Source organism: Effusibacillus lacus (assembly GCF_002335525.1).
In the GTDB taxonomy this organism is placed as follows: domain Bacteria; phylum Bacillota; class Bacilli; order Tumebacillales; family Effusibacillaceae; genus Effusibacillus; species Effusibacillus lacus.
Window position 1 is genome coordinate 27,285 of sequence record NZ_BDUF01000076.1, and the last position, 17,813, is coordinate 45,097.

General features: G+C 51.0%; 20 protein-coding genes. 1 reads left to right on the forward strand and 19 read right to left on the reverse strand.

Annotation, left to right across the window (positions count from 1 at the left end):
* Positions 1-3: 3 nt before the first annotated feature.
* Together EFBL_RS13960 and EFBL_RS13965 are read right to left on the reverse strand one after the other, a co-directional pair.
* Entirely contained in the window at positions 4-687 is a 684-nt protein-coding gene (locus EFBL_RS13960) for a response regulator (RefSeq protein WP_096182706.1), read from the reverse strand.
* Positions 684-1,937: a sensor histidine kinase gene (locus tag EFBL_RS13965; RefSeq protein WP_096182707.1), complete on the reverse strand. Its 1,254-nt coding sequence runs from the start codon at positions 1,935-1,937 to the stop codon at positions 684-686. Before EFBL_RS13965 ends, EFBL_RS13960 begins: the two co-directional genes overlap by 4 nt.
* Positions 1,938-2,050: 113 nt before the next feature.
* On the opposite strand from EFBL_RS13965, the gene EFBL_RS13970 reads away from it, so the two are divergent.
* Positions 2,051-3,766: a phospho-sugar mutase gene (locus EFBL_RS13970; protein ID WP_096182708.1), complete on the forward strand. Its 1,716-nt coding sequence runs from the start codon at positions 2,051-2,053 to the stop codon at positions 3,764-3,766.
* Between the two features lie 15 nt (positions 3,767-3,781).
* Here EFBL_RS13970 and EFBL_RS13975 read toward each other — a convergent pair whose 3' ends face one another.
* The 17 genes from EFBL_RS13975 to spoIIGA all read right to left on the reverse strand — a co-directional run bounded on the left by EFBL_RS13975 (position 3,782) and on the right by spoIIGA (position 17,127).
* Positions 3,782-4,312, reverse strand: a complete 531-nt coding sequence (locus EFBL_RS13975; protein WP_096182709.1) for a methylated-DNA--[protein]-cysteine S-methyltransferase — start codon at positions 4,310-4,312, stop codon at positions 3,782-3,784.
* Positions 4,296-4,442: an AraC family transcriptional regulator gene (locus tag EFBL_RS21920; RefSeq protein WP_369690105.1), complete on the reverse strand. Its 147-nt coding sequence runs from the start codon at positions 4,440-4,442 to the stop codon at positions 4,296-4,298. Before EFBL_RS21920 ends, EFBL_RS13975 begins: the two co-directional genes overlap by 17 nt.
* A gap of 157 nt (positions 4,443-4,599) precedes the next feature.
* On the reverse strand, positions 4,600-5,040 hold the full coding sequence (locus EFBL_RS13985) for a DMT family transporter (protein ID WP_096182711.1): 441 nt from the start codon (positions 5,038-5,040) through the stop codon (positions 4,600-4,602).
* A 131-nt stretch (positions 5,041-5,171) separates the two neighbouring features.
* The gene (locus EFBL_RS13990) at positions 5,172-5,468 is read right to left on the reverse strand and encodes an autorepressor SdpR family transcription factor (protein ID WP_096182712.1); all 297 of its coding nucleotides are present in this window, start codon (positions 5,466-5,468) and stop codon (positions 5,172-5,174) included.
* Positions 5,469-5,562: 94 nt separating this feature from the next.
* Positions 5,563-6,348 carry a TraR/DksA C4-type zinc finger protein gene (locus EFBL_RS13995; RefSeq protein WP_096182713.1) on the reverse strand — a complete coding sequence of 262 codons (786 nt, stop codon included), beginning with the start codon at positions 6,346-6,348 and terminating at the stop codon, positions 5,563-5,565.
* Positions 6,349-6,413: 65 nt separating this feature from the next.
* On the reverse strand, positions 6,414-6,719 hold the full coding sequence (locus EFBL_RS14000) for a DUF5665 domain-containing protein (RefSeq protein ID WP_096182714.1): 306 nt from the start codon (positions 6,717-6,719) through the stop codon (positions 6,414-6,416).
* 392 nt (positions 6,720-7,111) lie between these two features.
* Positions 7,112-9,883 carry an isoleucine--tRNA ligase gene (gene ileS / locus EFBL_RS14010; protein ID WP_096182716.1) on the reverse strand — a complete coding sequence of 924 codons (2,772 nt, stop codon included), beginning with the start codon at positions 9,881-9,883 and terminating at the stop codon, positions 7,112-7,114.
* 488 nt (positions 9,884-10,371) lie between these two features.
* Positions 10,372-10,836: a DivIVA domain-containing protein gene (locus tag EFBL_RS14015; protein ID WP_096182717.1), complete on the reverse strand. Its 465-nt coding sequence runs from the start codon at positions 10,834-10,836 to the stop codon at positions 10,372-10,374.
* Positions 10,837-10,917: 81 nt separating this feature from the next.
* On the reverse strand, positions 10,918-11,697 hold the full coding sequence (locus EFBL_RS14020; RefSeq protein ID WP_096182718.1) for a YlmH family RNA-binding protein: 780 nt from the start codon (positions 11,695-11,697) through the stop codon (positions 10,918-10,920).
* Positions 11,698-11,719: 22 nt separating this feature from the next.
* Entirely contained in the window at positions 11,720-11,989 is a 270-nt protein-coding gene (locus EFBL_RS14025) for a YggT family protein (RefSeq protein ID WP_096182719.1), read from the reverse strand.
* Between the two features lie 4 nt (positions 11,990-11,993).
* Positions 11,994-12,443 carry a cell division protein SepF gene (locus EFBL_RS14030; RefSeq protein ID WP_341769632.1) on the reverse strand — a complete coding sequence of 150 codons (450 nt, stop codon included), beginning with the start codon at positions 12,441-12,443 and terminating at the stop codon, positions 11,994-11,996.
* 16 nt (positions 12,444-12,459) lie between these two features.
* A complete protein-coding gene (locus EFBL_RS14035; protein ID WP_096182721.1) occupies positions 12,460-13,131 on the reverse strand; it encodes a YggS family pyridoxal phosphate-dependent enzyme in 672 nt (223 codons plus the stop codon).
* A 65-nt stretch (positions 13,132-13,196) separates the two neighbouring features.
* Complete coding sequence (gene pgeF / locus EFBL_RS14040) at positions 13,197-13,991, reverse strand: peptidoglycan editing factor PgeF (protein ID WP_096182722.1); 795 nt, start codon at positions 13,989-13,991, stop codon at positions 13,197-13,199.
* 109 nt (positions 13,992-14,100) lie between these two features.
* Positions 14,101-14,421: a YlmC/YmxH family sporulation protein gene (locus tag EFBL_RS14045; protein WP_096182723.1), complete on the reverse strand. Its 321-nt coding sequence runs from the start codon at positions 14,419-14,421 to the stop codon at positions 14,101-14,103.
* 105 nt (positions 14,422-14,526) lie between these two features.
* Complete coding sequence (gene sigG, locus EFBL_RS14050; RefSeq protein ID WP_096182724.1) at positions 14,527-15,306, reverse strand: RNA polymerase sporulation sigma factor SigG; 780 nt, start codon at positions 15,304-15,306, stop codon at positions 14,527-14,529.
* An 84-nt stretch (positions 15,307-15,390) separates the two neighbouring features.
* Positions 15,391-16,113 carry an RNA polymerase sporulation sigma factor SigE gene (gene sigE, locus EFBL_RS14055; protein WP_096182793.1) on the reverse strand — a complete coding sequence of 241 codons (723 nt, stop codon included), beginning with the start codon at positions 16,111-16,113 and terminating at the stop codon, positions 15,391-15,393.
* A gap of 75 nt (positions 16,114-16,188) precedes the next feature.
* A complete protein-coding gene (gene spoIIGA, locus EFBL_RS14060; RefSeq protein WP_096182725.1) occupies positions 16,189-17,127 on the reverse strand; it encodes a sigma-E processing peptidase SpoIIGA in 939 nt (312 codons plus the stop codon).
* Positions 17,128-17,813: the final 686 nt, after the last annotated feature.

The window sequence follows — 17,813 nt, forward strand, 5'->3', positions numbered from 1 at the left end:
GCATTATTCAAAAGTTGTGATACCGTGCCGTACCGCAAAGATGGCCGCCTGGGTCCGATCCCTCAATCCCAGTTTGTTGATAATGTTTGAAACATGGTTCTTGACGGTCCCCTCCGTGATGACAAGCCTGTCTGCAATTTCCCGGTTGCTGAGTCCGTACCCCAACTGTCTTAGCACTTCATATTCCCGTTCGGTCAAGTCCTCCGGCAGTTCCTTTAGCAGTTGCCATTTGCCCCCATTTTGCTCCTGCAAGGAAGCGCCATTGCGGGCCCGCTTCAATTCGGCCACCACCTGGGCGGTCAGATCGGGGGGCAGCACCACTCCGCCGTTATGTACGGTCAAGATCGCCTGAACAATCGTGTCGGCCGGCATATCCTTCAGCAGATATCCGCTGGCTCCCTCGTCAAGAGCGTTAAAGATCAGCTCGCTGTCATTGAAAGTCGTCAGGATGAGCACCTTTGTCTCCGGCAACTGCTCCCGAATCATCCTTGTTCCTTGCACCCCGTCCACTCCGGGCATTCGAATATCCATCAGCACAAGATCAGGTCTTGTCTGCTTCGCCACTTCCACCGCTTCGGCCCCATCGGACGCGACTCCCACCACTTCAATCTCCTGTTTGAGGCTGAGTATGGTTTGTAAGCCGTCCCGCATCAACTGCTGATCATCGACAATCACGATTCGGATCATGCCTGCACTCCTCCGTATCTCCAGATCTGTTGCTGCAAGGGGAACGTTACCATCACGGAGAACCCGGCCCCTTTTTCACTGCAAAACCTGACGGTCCCACCCTGCTCGGTGATTCTGTCCCGCATTCGGATCAATCCAAAGCCCGGCACTACTTCTGCGGTGCCAAGACCGTTGTCGGCTATGTCCATTTCCACCTGTTGTTCTGACACTCTTATATTCACCTCAGCCTGAGTTGCGTTCCCGTGGCGTTTGGCATTCGTCAAACACTCCTGAACAACCCGGTAAATGGTCGGCTGTAGGGAAGTGGTGATGTAGGACAGATCCCCCTGTACCTGCAGTGACGTTTCAAGTCCCGTCATCTGGGAAAAATCGGCCATCAGCTTGCGAAGAGACTCTCCCAATGTTACTTGGACGGCGCCTTCCTCATGCAGGGTTCTGACCGAGAGACGAATCTCCTGCAGCGCGCAGCGGGCCAACTCCTCGCACCTGGCAATTGTTTGCTTGCTCTTCTCCAAATCGTGATCAGCCAGCATTCGGGCCGCTTGCAGTTGCACAAGCAAGGCGGTCATGGAGTGTCCGACTCCATCATGGATCTCCCGGGCAATATGGTTTCGTTCCCGGGTGACGGTCAGCTGCTCCACTTGCGCGGCGTAACTTCGAAGCTGCTCATGGGCATCCTGAAGTGCCTTGTGAGCGTTGGCGACTTCGACATATTGATCCGATATCTTCAGACGGGCAAGTTGCAGGTGCCGAATCAGCGCCCCCACCAGACACCCGTGAATGACAAATGCAAAACTGATGAAGCTGCTGACCCATTTCACATCGCCTGTTTGGAAGTAGGTGTTCCACTCCGCCCCTGCCCAGACAAGCAGAAAAAGAACGCCAAAGATCAACAGCGCCCGGCGGTTGTCCGTTCCGAGAAATAAACTGACCGCAATGACTCCGAAGAAAACCAGAAACAGCGATTCATATCCCGGAAACACAAAACCGAACAGGGAAGCTACAAGGAAATCCAGAGCCATGGCGGGATAGAAACAGATGATTCCAAAACGGCTGGTACAAATAAAGTGATTGATGGTGAAAACGACCATTGCAACCAGCACAAACCCCATTTGCCAACCGTCCATATTGTCAACGGCAAACAGGTAAGCCGAAATTAACAGCAGAAACATGCCCAACCGAGTCATTTTCAGGATGTTGAATGCAGTCGGCGGATTCACCTGCCAGTTCAAATCAAACGGTTGACTCATCAACCATCCACCTCACAATCGCTTCCCACATCATGTATAATTCAGTATATCAGGAATCATTAGAGAAAGTGGATTGTTAAATGATTTTGCATAGAACGGGAGTGTAGAAAGAGTTGAACGACTATCGTCTCGCATTTCAGCGCTGGAAGCAGCATGCGCAGTTGGAACCAACCATTTATCGGGAATTGGGGAGTCTGACCGATGAGACTGAAATTGAAGACCGGTTTTATCGTCATCTTGAATTTGGAACCGGAGGTTTGCGCGGAATTATTGGGGCAGGCACCAACCGCATGAACATCTACACCGTTCGCCGGGCCACCGAGGGACTTGCTCGCCATCTGTTGAAAAATGCAGCCGGTGCCAAACAGAAAGGGGTGGTCATTGCGTACGATTCGCGCCATCTGTCACCGGAATTCGCCGCAGAAGCGGCAGGCGTACTGGCACAGAACGGAATAAAGGCTTATCTGTTCCGGGAACTGCGTCCTACCCCCATGCTTTCTTTTGCCCTCCGCCATTTGCGGGCGGCAGCCGGGATTGTAATTACCGCCAGCCACAATCCCCCGGAATATAACGGCTATAAGGTTTACGGGGAAGACGGAGGGCAGATCCCTCCGGCGGCTGCCGATCAAATCCTGAATGAAATCAACAACATTGATGACGAATTGCGGATTGTTTCCATGAACATAGACGAAGGCATCACCAAAGGTCTGATTGAGCTGCTTGGCGAGGAAATTGACCGGGAGTACACCAGCCGCTTATTGTCACTGTCACTGCGGCCGGAAGCAGTGAAGCAGGCGGCAAATGACTTCCACATCGTGTTCACTCCGTTGCACGGCACGGGCAACCAACCGGTCCGAAAGGTGCTTCGGGAACTCGGATTCGCCAATGTTCATGTCGTGCGGGAACAGGAATTGCCGGATCCGAACTTCTCCACCGTTTCCTCCCCCAATCCGGAAGAACGGCAGGCGTTTGAGCTGGCCCTGAAGTTGGCGCGGGAAGTGAATGCGGACATTGTGTTGGGAACCGATCCTGACGCGGACCGTGTGGGTCTTGTGACCAAGAACACCGCCGGAGAATACGTCACTCTAAATGGGAATCAGACAGGCGCCCTGCTGCTTCAATACATTCTTGAGCAGCGAAAGGCAACTGGCAAACTTCCGTCCAACGGAGTGATGCTCAAAACGATCGTTACGTCCGAACTTGGACGGGCCATTGCCTCTGCCTATAATGTCGCGACCGTTGATACATTGACCGGTTTCAAGTTTATCGGGGAAAAGATTAACGAGTATGAACAAACGGGGCAGTATCAGTTCCTGTTTGGATACGAAGAAAGTTACGGGTATTTGATCGGGGATTTCGTACGGGACAAAGACGCCATTCAGGCAGCCATGATGGCCTGCGAGATGGCCGCTTTTTACAAGACGAAGGGTCAGACCCTGTATGATGTTCTCTTAAAGATTTACGAAACATACGGGTACTACCTGGAAGATCTTTCTTCCTTCACCTTCAAAGGCAAACAGGGATCGGAGAAGATCACCCGGATGATGGATGAACTGCGGCGGAAACCGCTGACAAAGATCGGCGAATTGTCCGTACAGGCGACAAAAGACTACGCGCTTGGAATTGAAGGTCTGCCCAAATCCAACGTCTTGAAGTATGTGTTGGAGGATGGCAGCTGGGTAGCCATTCGCCCATCCGGCACCGAGCCGAAGATCAAGTTCTATTTCAGCGCCGTCGACAAGAGCCATGCAGGAGCCGAGTTGAAGTTGAACAGGTTGAAATCTTTTGTTCTGGATTTGGTGAATCAACAATCGAGCAGGAGGGGGTGACTAACCCCCAACCTCTCACCTAGTCCTGAAAGCAGTAACGCCTTCAATCAGGAGCAATTCCTCTTTCACCTGGAGACCGCCACGATAGCCTGTCAGGAACCCGCTCTTGCCAATAACCCGGTGGCACGGCACTACAATCGGAACCGGATTGGCTCCGTTGGACGCTCCGACTGCTCTTACTGCTTTTGGGCACTGAATTTCTGTTGCAATATCCGAGTAACTTCGAGTAGCTCCATAGGGAATTCGCAGAAGGGATTTCCATACCTGTTGTTGAAAAGGGGTACCCCGAAGGTCCAGGGAAAGGTCAAAGGACTTCCTTTCGCCAGAAAGATATTCCTTGAGTTGTTCAATATAGGGGGCAGTATGTATCTCGTCCCTTTGTAACATCGGATTTTTCAGATGACGTTGGGCCCATTTTTCCAACACTTCAAATGGTTCGTTCGGTTGAAGAATCCGACAGAGTCCCTTTTCTGTAACTGCAACTGTAAAGACCCAGTCGTTGTAGGGTAAATACTCCCAGTAGATGTGCTCATTCTGTTGACGCATGGATTGTTTCACCTGCACTTTGTCTAAAGGCTGATGGGGTGTGTCCTGTAATTTTCTGAAAGGTAGTCGAAAAATGTGACACACTGCGAAAGCCTATTGATTCGGCTATAGCACGAATTAGCATACCCATCAAATCTCGGGTCGTTTGTACAGACTGCCTCGTAGATTTGATCCAGAAGATCCTCACTCACGAGATTCGCCTCCTATGTCCCTAAGTATAATATAGGGATAAAACCTATGTAAGAAGATCGGAATAGGAGAGCAAGATTCCGAAGGCATTCCAAAGCTTATCTTTTGCTGTATATCAGCCAAGTAGCAACGAATAATAGGAAGACACCCAATACTCTTTGCCAATCGATAGGACGAGGGGCTAATCCAAACCATCCGAATTGGTCGATTAAGAGAGCAATTGTCAGTTGTCCTGCTAACGCTGCCACCATTACTGTTGTTACTCCTACCTGCGGTACCGCAACGATTATGGAAGTCACATATATGGCGCCCAGGAATCCTCCTAACCACTGCCACCAGGGTACATGGATGACTTCTTTGATGTTTCCTTTCCCCCAGATTGTTGCTACTACAGCCAGAGTCAACACCCCAACCGTAAAGGAAATGAAGGAGGATTCCATTATCCCCACTTTTTTTGAAAGTGCAGTATTAATAGGCGACTGGAATCCTATCATGACACCTGCCAATACCATAAGTCCTATGTATAACCAATTTTGCAATGCAGCTCATCTCCACACTCCAAATTATAATTTACGCTGTCTATGGAAGCTACATCTACCAGATAGCAAAATCACTTCTACAGGGCCAGCATTGGCTTCAAAAGAGTAAGACAACATCGATCCATCCCCACTTACTTTTCATGTGCACCTTTCTTCTCCCCCTTTTCTGCAGCAGTTCCGGTAATTTCCAGAAACCACCCTATGACTTCCTGCACCACTGTCGAGTTCAGAGAATACACGATGTTTTGTCCTCTCCGTTCATCCAACACCAGACGGGCTTGTTTTAAAGAATTCAGATGATGGGAAATGCTCGGTTTCGTCATATTGAACTGGTCGGCGATCTCCCCCGCTGTCATGTCCCGTTCCCGCAGCAGTCGGATGATTTTCCGTCGTGTCGGATCGGACAAGGCTTTGAATGTTTCATTCATTTGGATCCCCTCTTTAGATATTTAGAAAAATATCTAAATATAGTCTACAAAAATCTGGTCGATTGTCAAGAAAAAAAATAAGGGGGACACCCCCCTATTCCCTTCGGTCTTCGTCAAAACGGTCCCAGTTGTTCTCCGAACTTTCGTTCAACATGTCATCCGACTCGAGACCCATCCAGTTCAATTCGTCCATATAGTCCCGGGCATTTCTCCGATAGGCTTCGTTTCGCGTAAACCCCGTCGGATTGCCATGCAGGTCGGCTGTCAGATAACCTTCCAGATCCTCGACATAACCCCTTCTTTCTTCACTGTCGATGTAAAGCAGTTCCGGGTCTGTCCCGTCTTCAAAGTCGACAGCCGAGTTGGAAGTACCATACCGTTCAACATCCTGCCAGGCGTCCTCACCGTCATACGGAACCTGCTCATGCCGGTTGTTATCGTTAAATACACGGCCATAACCGGGGTACTCAAAGTTTTCCTCAACAGGACGATTCTCTTCGATCTCGTGTTCTTCCGCATCTTCCTGGCATCTGACGCAAAATTCGGCTGCAGGTTCCGCCTGCAACCGTTCAAACGGTATCTCTTGTCCACAATGGGCGCAGGTTCCGTAGGTACCATCCTCCATGCGTTCCAACGCTTCGTCAATTCGCGCCAAGCGAATGGATTCAGCATCCCGCAGGGCCAAATCTTTGCCCCGTTCATACAACTCGTCCCCGATATCGGCCGGGTGGTTATCGTACATGGACAATTCACCAAGCTGGTCGACCATGGAATTTGGGATTCCAAAGCGGTCATTCCTGTCCAGCGCGTCGCGTATGTCGGTCATTTCCTCTTCCAAGCGGTTGCGCAGTTCCAATAACTGTTCGCTTGTCAGGTTCACCTGGAGACCCCCTTCTGCAACATCGGGTGCTACTTTCAATTGTTCCCGCGTCCTCCGGAAAGTAATCAGGGAATGTGCGGCGTATCCAATTGCGCCCTTACAATGCGCACGATCTCGGCCAAATAGCGTCCAATCAATGGAAGTTTCCGATCTGCAAGTTCCTGCAAAATCAGGAGCAGCACAGCCAGAATCACGGTAAAGCCAAGCCCCGTGCCGACTCCTCTGGCCACACCGCTTATGAAATTGACAGTGATCAGGCGAAGCGGTCGGTTCAACAACTGGACATACTCGGCCAACTGGGCCCTTTCAAGGTGCATGGCCAGCCGCTCGAGATGCTCCTTTACGGTTGCCAAATCCTTTTTCTCATTCATCCGCCGCAACCCCCTTGAGGTATTGTAACCTTTGACATACCTCATGTATGCGGCTGCCGTTACGAAAATGTTCAGAGAAATGCCTTTATTTCCATCTTCTATTGGACGAAATATCTTGTATCATGTATTGTATTAAGGTAACCAAAAGGAGGGAAAAACTCCTGCCATGAAACGGCATATGGTACGTTCTGTAGGTTCCATTCTCATCTGGCTCGGCTCTATCGCGATAATTGCAGGCTTCTTGACAAAAATGATCTTTCAATTCGATACCCTCACGCCCTACAGCCCTGTGTTCTTCACCCTCATCTTGGCAGGCATCACTCTCCTTGTCGTCACCCGCATATAAAAAACCCTTTCACGAAAAACCTCGTGAAAGGGTTTTTTCTCATTTCCTACAGGAAGAATTTCACATTCTCCACGCAAGCAGGACATAACGTGGGATGCTCTTCCGTTTTCCCGACTTCCGGTGTCACAATGCGGCATCGTTCACAAGTTTCCCCTTCCGCTACCCGCACACGAATGGAGAGCCCCGTATAGGCAGCCGCATCCTGTGGAATCGGAGCCCCGGGTTGGAAGAGATGGACTTCCGATACGCCCAACACTTCCTTTAAACGCGGTGTGCCCTGCAGAGTCACCAGTGCTTCCGAAGTCTCCGGATACAGGTCAACGGCCGCCATCAGGGATTTTCCGATTACTTTCTCCTGACGTGCAACTTCCAGTGCCTTCAGCACTTCGTCACGAAGGTCAAGGATCTTTTCCCACTTTTTATCCAGCTCCGGGTTCAGGAAATCTGTCCTGACGGGACTCCACTGTTCCAGCTGAACGCTTGCTCCCGCCGCGCCCGGGACGTATTGCCATACTTCGTCGGCGGTGTGGGTAAGGATGGGCGCTGCCAACTTCACCAATTCCACCAGAATATGATACATGGCGGTTTGAGCAGAACGTCGTTCCAGTGAATCAGGCGCACTTGTATATACTCGGTCTTTCAGCACGTCAAAGTAGAAAGCGGACATGTCAACGGTGCAGAAGTTGTTGATGTCATGGAACACCACATGGAAGTCATAGTTCCGATAGGCCTTCATGGTCCGTTCTTTCAATGCTTCCATCTTATGCAGGGCCCAGCGGTCAATTTCCAGCATCTGATCCAACGGGACCGTATTGCGCACCGGGTCAAAATCATTTACGTTTCCAAGCAAATAACGGAATGTGTTGCGGATTTTCCGGTATACTTCCGCCACCTGCTTCAGGATTGCGTCGGACACCCGCACATCTGAACGGTAATCCACCGATGCCACCCACAGGCGCAGGATGTCGGCGCCCAGGTTTTCCAGCACCTTGAGCGGATCGACCACATTCCCCAGACTCTTGGACATTTTCCGGCCTTCCCCATCAAGCACGAATCCATGCGAAAGAACTTCCTTGTAGGGGGCGCCGCCCTTCACCGCCACCGCCGTTGTCAGCGAAGAATTGAACCAGCCGCGGTACTGGTCGGAACCTTCCAGGTAAAGATCAGCAGGCCACTGCAGATCTTCCCGGCCTTCACAGACCGCAATATGGGAAGAGCCGGAATCAAACCATACATCCATGATGTCCGTCTCTTTGCGGAATGCACCGTTGCCGCATTCACAGACGGTTCCCTGAGGCAACAGATCGGCCGCTTCCCGCTCGAACCAAACTTGCGAGCCATGCTTCGCAAACAGGCTGGCCACATGTTCAATCGTGACTTTGGTAATCAGTTCCTTGTTGCAGTCCGTACAATAGAAAATCGGGATCGGCACACCCCATACCCGTTGCCGGGAGATGCACCAGTCCTGCCTTTCTGCCACCATGTTGTGCAGACGGACTTCCCCCCAGGACGGATTCCATTTTACCTGCTTGATCTGTTCCAGCAATTCGTCACGAATCTTGTCAATGGACCCGAACCACTGCTCAGTCGCCCGGTAGATGACCGGATTCTTGCAGCGCCAGCAATGGGGGTAAGAGTGGTTCATCTCCGACTCGTGCAGCAGGTTTCCCGCTTCCTTCAGCGCTTCCGTAATGGCAGGGTTTGCTTTCGCATAGAATTGACCCGCAAAAGGACCCGCTTCTTTTGTAAATTTCCCGTGGTCGTCAATGGGAACCAGTACCGGCAGTCCATACTGCCCCCCTACCAGGAAGTCTTCCATTCCGTGGCCCGGAGCCGTATGCACGCAGCCCGTACCGGCATCCAAAGTTACATGGTCACCAAGTACCACTAAAGACTTTCGATCGAAAAGCGGGTGTTTGGCTTCCACAAGTTCCAGATCGGAACCCTTGAAGGATGCCTCCACTTTCGCTTCTGCCCCAAAGCCTGCCGCTTTGGTGACAGACCCCAGCAGTTCTTTTGCGACGACCAGTTTCTCACCGTTTACCTCAGCCAGGACATATTCAATCTCCGGATGAACGGCAATCGCCACGTTGGCCGGAATGGTCCAGGGAGTTGTGGTCCAGATCACGATGAAGGAGCCTTCCGGCAGCCTTCCTTTCCCATCCGTTACCGGGAATTTCACATAAATGGAGGGCGATTTTTTGTCCGCATATTCGATTTCGGCTTCCGCCAGTGCAGTTTCGCAGTTGGGACACCAATAGACCGGTTTCATTCCCTTGTAGATCAGCCCTTTGGCTGCCATTTCCCCAAATACTCGGATTTGTGCCGCTTCATAAGCAGGAAGCAATGTGATGTAAGGATTGTCCCAGTCACCCCGAACGCCCAACCGTTTGAACTGGGCACGCTGGCGGTCAATGTAGTCCCATGCATAGTCATGGCACATTTGCCGGAACTGGGGAACCGGGATTTCGTGCCGGTTAATCTTCTTGTTCTTGATAATCGCCTGCTCGATGGGAAGGCCATGTGTGTCCCAACCGGGTACGTAGGGTGCGTTGTATCCTTCCATCGTTTTCGATTTGACGATCATGTCCTTCAGAATTTTGTTGACCGCATGTCCGAGGTGAATATCTCCGTTGGCATATGGAGGGCCGTCATGCAGGACAAACATGGGCTTTCCCTCCCGGGCCTCCTGCACCTTTTTGTAAAGTCCCATTTCTTCCCAACGTTTCTGGATCTCGGGTTCCCGCTGCGGCAGATTGCCGCGCATGGGAAACTCCGTTTCTGGCAAATTCAATGTTTTGCTGTAATCAGTTGCCATCTGGATTCCCCCTTATTCTTGCAATCCTGGATCAAATCAAAAAAACCCTTCGCCCCAAACAGGGACGAAAGGCTTACTTTCGCGGTACCACCCACATTGCCTAACCCCATTAGTGGCAACTTAACGGTTTACCGTTTAGTTGTCCACTTATACCCGGACGGGTGCTAAGTGAAGTGAAGCGTTGCAGAAACGCCGGGTACTTAATGGGGACCCCGGAAAAACAGGGCACAGGCCACTTTAGGTGCGGTAACGGGCACGAACCGGCTTATCCTACTGCCCGCAGCAGCCAAACATAAGGAATGGCCAGCGGTTTTCAGCAAGCTACTTACGGGTGATATTCCCTGACTTTCCGCTTTCCCGGCTCTCACCAATCCCGGTTCGCTGCAAAGCATCCAGCTGGTACTTGTCCCGATCATCGTTTTTTGCCAAGCAAATTTTAATCGGATTCTATTATATGCAAAGGGTTGATGCGCTGTCAAACGAGTTCGTTATTCTTCAACCAGCTTGTCCCAATCGTTGGTTTCCAGCATTTCAAGCTGGGCTTGAATCAAGGCACGGAACCGGGCCCTGTAGATCGAGGCCTGCTTTTGCATATTCTCCAGTTCCAATGAGATTTCTCGGGAACGCAGCAACGCTTCGTTAACGATTCGATCTGCGTTCTTCTCCGCTTCCTTCACAATCAATTGAGCCTCTTTCCGGGCATTGGCCTTGACTTCTTCCGCCGTTTCCTGTGCCACAACGATCGATTTGCTCAAGCTGTCCTCGATATTCTCAAAATGAGCCAAGCGTTCCTTCAACTGGGAGACCTGCTCTTCGAGGTTCTTCTTTTCACGAATCAGGGATTCGTAATCTTTTATTACATGATCAAGAAATTCGTTAACTTCATCCTGGTTATAACCGCGAAGGGCACGGGAAAATTCCTTGTTGTGAATATCCATGGGAGTCAAGGGCATGCAAGAGGCACCTCCATTTGAATTGAACAAGTACATCCTGTCCTTTATTTCGACAAAATGAGTCTTATTCCTGCACGCAACTCACAGATATTTCCCAATTCTGACAAGGGTTCGCCCTTTCTTGGTCAGCCCGCCGATTTCCATGATTTTAAGCCTGCCCATACCTCTTAAGGAAATGACATCCCCTTCCTCGACTTGCAGGGATGGGTCCGTTACCGTTTGCCAATTCAACTGCAGCTTGCCGCTCTTGATGGGGTCCAGAATTTTGCCGCGAGCCAACTGGAACCCTTCAGCCGTTACCGCATCTACCCGCAGGGACATGACAGTAAATTCCCGCTCGGAAAAATGAATCACCGGTCGGCGGTACTCTTCACGGCTTATTTGACGGACCAGTACAGACGCTCGCCCGGCTTTGTTAAGATGCAATCGAATATAGTCTGCCACATCGGCGGCCGCCACCAAATCACAGCCATCTTCCATCACGGACAAATCCCCAATCTTTTCCCGTTTCAGTCCCAAACCGGTTAATGCCCCCAGATAGTCCCCGTGCTTCAATGTCAAATATTCACCCGGTATCTCAAGGCGCATCCAGTCCAGTTCAAATTCAGATGGTTCCGGAGTCCAATAGTCGGGTGCCAACAAGACTCGCTTTCTTTCCGCTCCCTCCCATCCGCCGTCTGCAAAAACAACAACACCGCCCACTGTACGGGCGATGTTCTCGGCGATTCGAACCTGACGAGGATCCAGGAAAGGGGTCAATACCGGTGAATGCCGGGAGGAGGCCCGGTGGACCAGCTCAATCATCCGCTGAACGAAAGGCTTTTCTTCCGGTCGATAATGCATCAGCCAATTGTCACTCATGAGTCCCTCCCTGACACTTGCCTTACAAGATGCTTCTCAGCACAGTTTCCAGACCTGCTTGGATCAGGATCAACGTAAAGATCGCAACGATCGGGGAAATGTCAATCGGACCCAATGGAGGGATAAACCGTCTGAAATACTTCAGGTAAGGTTCTGTAATCTTGTACAAAAATTGGCCCAGACTGGTACGTTCCATATCAGGAACCCATGACATCAACACCCGGGCGATCAGAATAAATTCATATACTCGAAAGGCAGTGTCAATCAGCCTTGAAAGCTCATATTCCGACATTTTTTCACCTCATTTGACTTTTGGAGACCATTTGACTGAGTTCCGGTTTATTGTTGAGAAGGTCGCTTATAGCCCCCTGTACATCCACATTATCGGGAGCACACAAGAAGATTTGATGGCCGATTTTTTCCATTCGCCCACCCAGAGCATAAATGGTTCCCGACAGAAAGTCAATGATACGGAGTGCATGGTCAAATTGCGCCTTGTGAAGATTCAGCACGACAGTGCGGCGAGCCCGAAGATGGTCTGCGATCATTTGCGCCTCCTCGAATGATTGAGGTTCACAAAGCATCAGACGGACCTGCTTTTGTGTGTGCAAACTGACTACAGCCGCTTTCCGCTGCATGGAAATCACATCGGAAGCACTTTCCATTTCCTGCGTTTTGTCCTGCCTTTTGTCCGTATTTGCCGTTTCGTCCATCAACCCGAGAAACTGCATCATCTTATTCCACATGATGATACCCCCGTATTTATGGTTTTACCAATACGCTTCCCAACCGGACCAGAGTGGCCCCCTCTTCAACCGCCACCTCAAAGTCGCCGGACATGCCCATGGACAGATGGCTGATATCGGGGTATTCCGGTCTCAACTGGTCACGTAATTCGCGCAAGCCGCGAAACACCGGCCTGGCCTCTTCCGGATCATCGGTTATGGGAGCCATTGTCATCAGACCTTGTACCTGAACTCGATCCATCCCGGCTATTTCCTTCAGAAAAGAAGGAACCTCATCCGGTGCCAATCCGCTCTTAGTCTGTTCGCCTGAGATGTTGACCTGAATCAGGCAGGATGCGGTACAATCCAGTTTCTCCGCTTGTTTCTGCATTTCTTTGGCCAATGACAAGCGGTCCAATGAATGGATCAGGTGAAAATGGGGCAGAACGTCCTTCACCTTGTTGGTCTGCAAACTGCCGATAAAATGCCATCTTGCGCTGTCTTTGATTTCCTTGACTTTTGGCAGAGCAACCTGGATCCGGTTCTCCCCAAGATCTTGGATACCTGTCGCCAGAAGCGCTCGCGTCTCTTGAATGCCGATATATTTGGTCACCGCGACAACCGTCACTTCTTCAGGCCTGCGCCCGGACCTGCCGCAAGCCTGTGCAATCCTGTTTTGTATGGAAGTCAGCCTGTCTTTGTAATCCATCGGTTATCACCACTGCTTGTCCCTAATGGAAATATATTCTTCCTGATTTCCTATTTTCCTGCCTGTCACAACAGGACAACCAGACCTGCAAGCCGTCCTGTTGCTCCCCGTTCCGCACGATGAGAGAAATAGGTATCTATGTCACATGCGGTGCAACCGCCGAAACGTTCCACATGCTCCGGTCTGAGCCCCGCTTCCAGAAGAATCTGCCGATTGGCCAGAGGAAGCGACAGTTGCCATCTCCCGTTGGAATTGGCCTTAAAGAAGGCAGCACCCCGGGGATATTCGTTGACAAACGGATCGTATACTTTATCGTCCACTTCATAACAACAATCGTCAATGCCCGGTCCAATGGCAGCCACCAGATTTGCCGGATCGCAACCGAACGCTTCCTGCATAACGCGAACCGTTTCTTTGGCTATTTGACTCTTGGTTCCTTTCCAGCCGGCGTGAATGGAAGCCGCCGCTTTTTGCACCGGGTCCAATAGCAAAATCGGGACACAATCGGCCGCAAACGTGGAAAGCACGACCCCCGGTTGATTGGTGACCAACGCATCGGTCCCCGGAATTGCATCCGTATAGACAAAAGCGCCCCGGCTGACATGCTCTTTGCCGACCACGGCAACTTGTTTGCCATGAACCTGTTCACCGCAAACCCATTGACTCAACTGAACACCCAATATTTGCGAAACGAGTTCCCGATTTTTGATAACAGACTCCGGCAGATCCCCCACATGCAGGCCCAGATTCAGGCCTGCCCACTCACCGGTTGAAACGCCACCCTGCCGGGTTGTGAAAACCGCTTTTGCAATTCCGGTTCTGTTGATATTGTCAGCAATCAATACATGCGGTTCCAGCATCGGTATCTCCTCTCATCCGTTCTTTTTGCATCGTATCACAGACCCGCGATACCCGCAAAGGGCGTAGATCCTGGGAGAGCGCCCCTAAGAAGCGCATCTTGCAATCCGTTTAATATCCGCCCGAATTGCCTCCGTAATGATCCGAACTTCCACCGGAACGGGGTGAAAAGGAAGGTGGAGAGAAGGATTGGCTGGACGGATTGAGTTCCACCAGTACCACATCCGCTCCGATCTTTACGATTTGATTCCAGGGGATGACATAGTCCTGCGACGAACCGAAAAGCCCGAAAAATCGGCCTGTACTGGGAACCACGATGGCCCGGATCATCCCGTTCTCCAAATCGATGTCCAGATCGCCTATCATCCCCAGACGTTTGCCATCCGTGATGCTCACCACATCTTTCGATTGCAGTTCCGATACTTTGATCATTTCCTTCCCCTCGGCGATAGAATTTGACCCCACTATCATCCTATGCAAGGACAAAAAGAAAAAGTCGCAATCACGCGACTTCCAGCTGGTCCTGCTCCCCAACTTTTAGGGTCGTATGTACTTTTGCATGTGGCTGATGGCCGCTTTTTCCAATCTCGATACTTGTGCCTGTGAGATCCCTATCTCTTCAGCGACTTCCATTTGGGTCTTTCCTTCAAAGAACCGCATGGACAAGATGCGCTTCTCCCGCTCATTCAACTTCTGCAGCGCTTCCACGATAGCGATTTCCTCCACCCATTGCGAATCCTGATTTTTCTCATCGCTGATCTGGTCCATTACATAAATCGGGTCTCCCCCGTCATGATAAATCGGCTCAAACAGGGATACCGGATCCTGGATGGCGTCCAACGCAAATACCACGTCTTCTTTCGGTATTTCCATCGCCTCGGAGATTTCCATAATGGAAGGTTCCCTCAGATTCTTGTTGGTCAGCTGATCGCGAACCTGCAGGGCTTTGTAAGCAATATCGCGAAGGCTTCTGCTTACACGGATGGGATTGTTGTCCCGGAGATACCGGCGAATTTCGCCAATGATCATCGGCACCGCGTAGGTGGAGAACTTTACGTTCTGGCTTAGGTCAAAATTGTCAATCGCCTTCATCAATCCGATACAGCCTACCTGAAACAGGTCATCCACATACTCCCCGCGATTGTTAAAGCGTTGAATAACGGAAAGCACCAGCCGCAAATTCCCGTTAACCAGTTTCTCCCGGGCGGACAAATCCCCTTGTTGCAATTCCACAAACAGTTTTCTCATTTCCGTATTTGTTAAAACAGGAAGCTCAGCTGTGTTAACTCCGCAAATCTCGACTTTATTTCGCTTCATGCCATTCCCTCCCTGTTGACACATCCGCCGCAGGATTTCGTCAACAGTATTTCCTCGGAGGGAAGAAATATGCACCCTTGGAAATTACAGCATTTTGCTGAACTCTTTCCGAAGCCGTTTGATAATGCGCTTCTCCAGACGTGAAATATAGGATTGGGAAATACCGAGCAGGTCGGCTACATCTTTCTGTGTCATCTCTTTTCCGTCCGCCAGGCCAAACCGAAGTTCCATGATCCTTCTTTCCCGATCCGACAGCTTGTCGAGGGCCTTGTAGAGAAGCTTACGGTCCACTTGCTCCTCGATGTTGCGGTAGATCGTGTCATTCTCAGTCCCCAACACGTCGGACAGGAGGAGTTCGTTTCCGTCCCAGTCCACATTAAGCGGTTCGTCAAAGGAGACTTCCGAACGAATTTTATTGTTGCGGCGCAAAAACATCAGGATTTCGTTCTCGATGCAACGGGAAGCGTATGTAGCCAGCTTGATCTTTTTCTCAGGGTCAAAGGTGTTGACCGCTTTGATCAGTCCGATCGTCCCGATGGACACCAGATCCTCAATGTTGATGCCCGTGTTTTCAAACTTTCGTGCGATATAAACCACCAACCGGAGGTTTCTCTCAATCAGAACCGCTCTGACCGCTTCGTCTCCCGTCGGCAGCTTGCCCAGCAAGAATTCTTCCTCTTCCCGCGACAACGGAGGAGGGAGAGCTTCACTGCCACCTACATAGAATATTTCTTCGACTTGTTTTCCAAGTTTAAACAGGATTCGCAAGTAGAGCAAACGAAGCTGCAGCCGAAACTTGTACGGCATGATCATGAAGTGGCACTCCCCTTTCCCCAATAAAAAAAGATAAGTCCTTTTAGATTCTCCAGTATGTTCCCACCGCTAAGAAGCCAATGACGAATCGGTTTCGGACATGCACGCCGGAGGCAATATCGCCTGGTATGTCTGATCGGTTGATAGTGGTTTCGGATTGACCGCAACTATCAGTTTCACCGGCTGCAGGCTTCCAGTTTCGGAGAGAATGACGAATTCGCACGGTCGAAAACCGAGCAACATTCCGACGGCCCCCCCCACACCCCGGTAAGGAACGATCTGCAACCGGGATTGCCAGCGAGGTTCCAGTGGGGAATCTCCCAAGGCCAAGGTGGCGTCCCGGTTCGCCTTGTATACTTCCTGCAAAGAGAATGGCAAAACGGAAACCAGCGCTTGCCATTCCACTACGGCAACCGGCAGGCCTGAAATCGGGTCCGTCAAAGCATTCCCCGTATCAATGAGTCCGGTCATCTCTGTCCGGATTCCGTCAACCTCAATCCGTACCCGGCACAAATGGGCTTCTCTGTTTCGCTGTTTCTCTATTCTTTGCCATACGGCCTTACCTATCAGATAAAGAGTCAAGGCAGACAGCATAAGGGTAAGAAATCCGATGTTTAAATTCCAAAGGGCAGCGCCCGAAATCAGCACCATACCCCCCAATACGCGCGTGTCCGAAATCATGTAGTTCAGGGCAAATACAGCTCCCCCGACTACAAAGGAAGCCAGGTAAAACAGCCCCAAATCCCGCAGGAACCCGATTACATGACGGGGGCGGTATGCAATCAAAACCATCAGGCAGGAAAACAGGAACTTGGCTGCCAAGCTCATTGCAGGCTGTGACACTTCCGGCACGAATAGGAACAGCGCATAACATGCGCCCAATGCAGAACCGGCAACAATCCGCCAGACCCTCACCCTGCGGTTGGCCATCCAGGCAGCAAAGGATAGAATCACCGCGTCCATTAGAAAATTCACAATCCAAACCACATCAATATAAAGCACATACATGCGGTTTCAACTCCCGCAATACAGCACATGCCTACGGGTTCAACTCCCGTACATGTCGATGCCCCTAGTATAGTACATATCTATTACAAATTTTGTCGCAACTTGACGATAGAATCGGGAAAAGTTTCGACTTTCCGCTACCAGACCGGGGCTACTGACGCCTATAAGTCGAGGTTGTTTAGCGGCAACAGGTGCCGTTATCGAGTCAGCCGAGGGTGTTTAGCGGCACCAAGTGCCGTTATTGAGTCAGCCGAGGGTGTTTAGCGGCATCAGGTGCCATTACCTCGTCAACCGAGGGTGTTTAGCGGCACCAAGTGCCGTTATCGAGTCAGCCGAGGGTGTTTAGCGGCATCAGGTGCCGTTATCTCGGCTGCCTACCGACGTTGCTTAGCGGCATCAGGTGCCGTTACTGTGTCAACCGAGGGTGTTTAGCGGCATCAAGTGCCGTTATTGAGTCAGCCGAGGGTGTTTAGCGGCACCAAGTGCCGTTATCGAGTCAGCCGAGGGTGTTTAGCGGCACCAAGTGCCGTTATCGAGTCAGCCGAGGGTGTTTAGCGGCACCAAGTGCCGTTATTGAGTCAGCCGAGGGTGTTTAGCGGCATCAGGTGCCGTTATCGAGTCAACCGAGGTTGCTTAACGGCACCAAGTGCCGTTATCGAGTCAACCGAGGTTGCTTAGCGGCACCA

What these genes read in the sequence shown, in the direction of transcription:
- EFBL_RS13960 (WP_096182706.1), bottom strand. Translation starts at nt 687, where the DNA reads ATGATCCGAATCGTGATTGTCGATGATCAGCAGTTGATGCGGGACGGC.
- EFBL_RS13965 (WP_096182707.1), bottom strand. Translation starts at nt 1,937, where the DNA reads ATGAGTCAACCGTTTGATTTGAACTGGCAGGTGAATCCGCCGACTGCA.
- EFBL_RS13975 (WP_096182709.1), bottom strand. Translation starts at nt 4,312, where the DNA reads ATGCGTCAACAGAATGAGCACATCTACTGGGAGTATTTACCCTACAAC.
- EFBL_RS21920 (WP_369690105.1), bottom strand. Translation starts at nt 4,442, where the DNA reads ATGGGTATGCTAATTCGTGCTATAGCCGAATCAATAGGCTTTCGCAGT.
- EFBL_RS13990 (WP_096182712.1), bottom strand. Translation starts at nt 5,468, where the DNA reads ATGAATGAAACATTCAAAGCCTTGTCCGATCCGACACGACGGAAAATC.
- EFBL_RS14000 (WP_096182714.1), bottom strand. Translation starts at nt 6,719, where the DNA reads ATGAATGAGAAAAAGGATTTGGCAACCGTAAAGGAGCATCTCGAGCGG.
- ileS (WP_096182716.1), bottom strand. Translation starts at nt 9,883, where the DNA reads ATGGCAACTGATTACAGCAAAACATTGAATTTGCCAGAAACGGAGTTT.
- EFBL_RS14015 (WP_096182717.1), bottom strand. Translation starts at nt 10,836, where the DNA reads ATGCCCTTGACTCCCATGGATATTCACAACAAGGAATTTTCCCGTGCC.
- EFBL_RS14020 (WP_096182718.1), bottom strand. Translation starts at nt 11,697, where the DNA reads ATGAGTGACAATTGGCTGATGCATTATCGACCGGAAGAAAAGCCTTTC.
- EFBL_RS14025 (WP_096182719.1), bottom strand. Translation starts at nt 11,989, where the DNA reads ATGTCGGAATATGAGCTTTCAAGGCTGATTGACACTGCCTTTCGAGTA.
- EFBL_RS14030 (WP_341769632.1), bottom strand. Translation starts at nt 12,443, where the DNA reads ATGTGGAATAAGATGATGCAGTTTCTCGGGTTGATGGACGAAACGGCA.
- EFBL_RS14035 (WP_096182721.1), bottom strand. Translation starts at nt 13,131, where the DNA reads ATGGATTACAAAGACAGGCTGACTTCCATACAAAACAGGATTGCACAG.
- pgeF (WP_096182722.1), bottom strand. Translation starts at nt 13,991, where the DNA reads ATGCTGGAACCGCATGTATTGATTGCTGACAATATCAACAGAACCGGA.
- EFBL_RS14045 (WP_096182723.1), bottom strand. Translation starts at nt 14,421, where the DNA reads ATGATCAAAGTATCGGAACTGCAATCGAAAGATGTGGTGAGCATCACG.
- sigG (WP_096182724.1), bottom strand. Translation starts at nt 15,306, where the DNA reads ATGAAGCGAAATAAAGTCGAGATTTGCGGAGTTAACACAGCTGAGCTT.
- sigE (WP_096182793.1), bottom strand. Translation starts at nt 16,113, where the DNA reads ATGCCGTACAAGTTTCGGCTGCAGCTTCGTTTGCTCTACTTGCGAATC.
- spoIIGA (WP_096182725.1), bottom strand. Translation starts at nt 17,127, where the DNA reads ATGTATGTGCTTTATATTGATGTGGTTTGGATTGTGAATTTTCTAATG.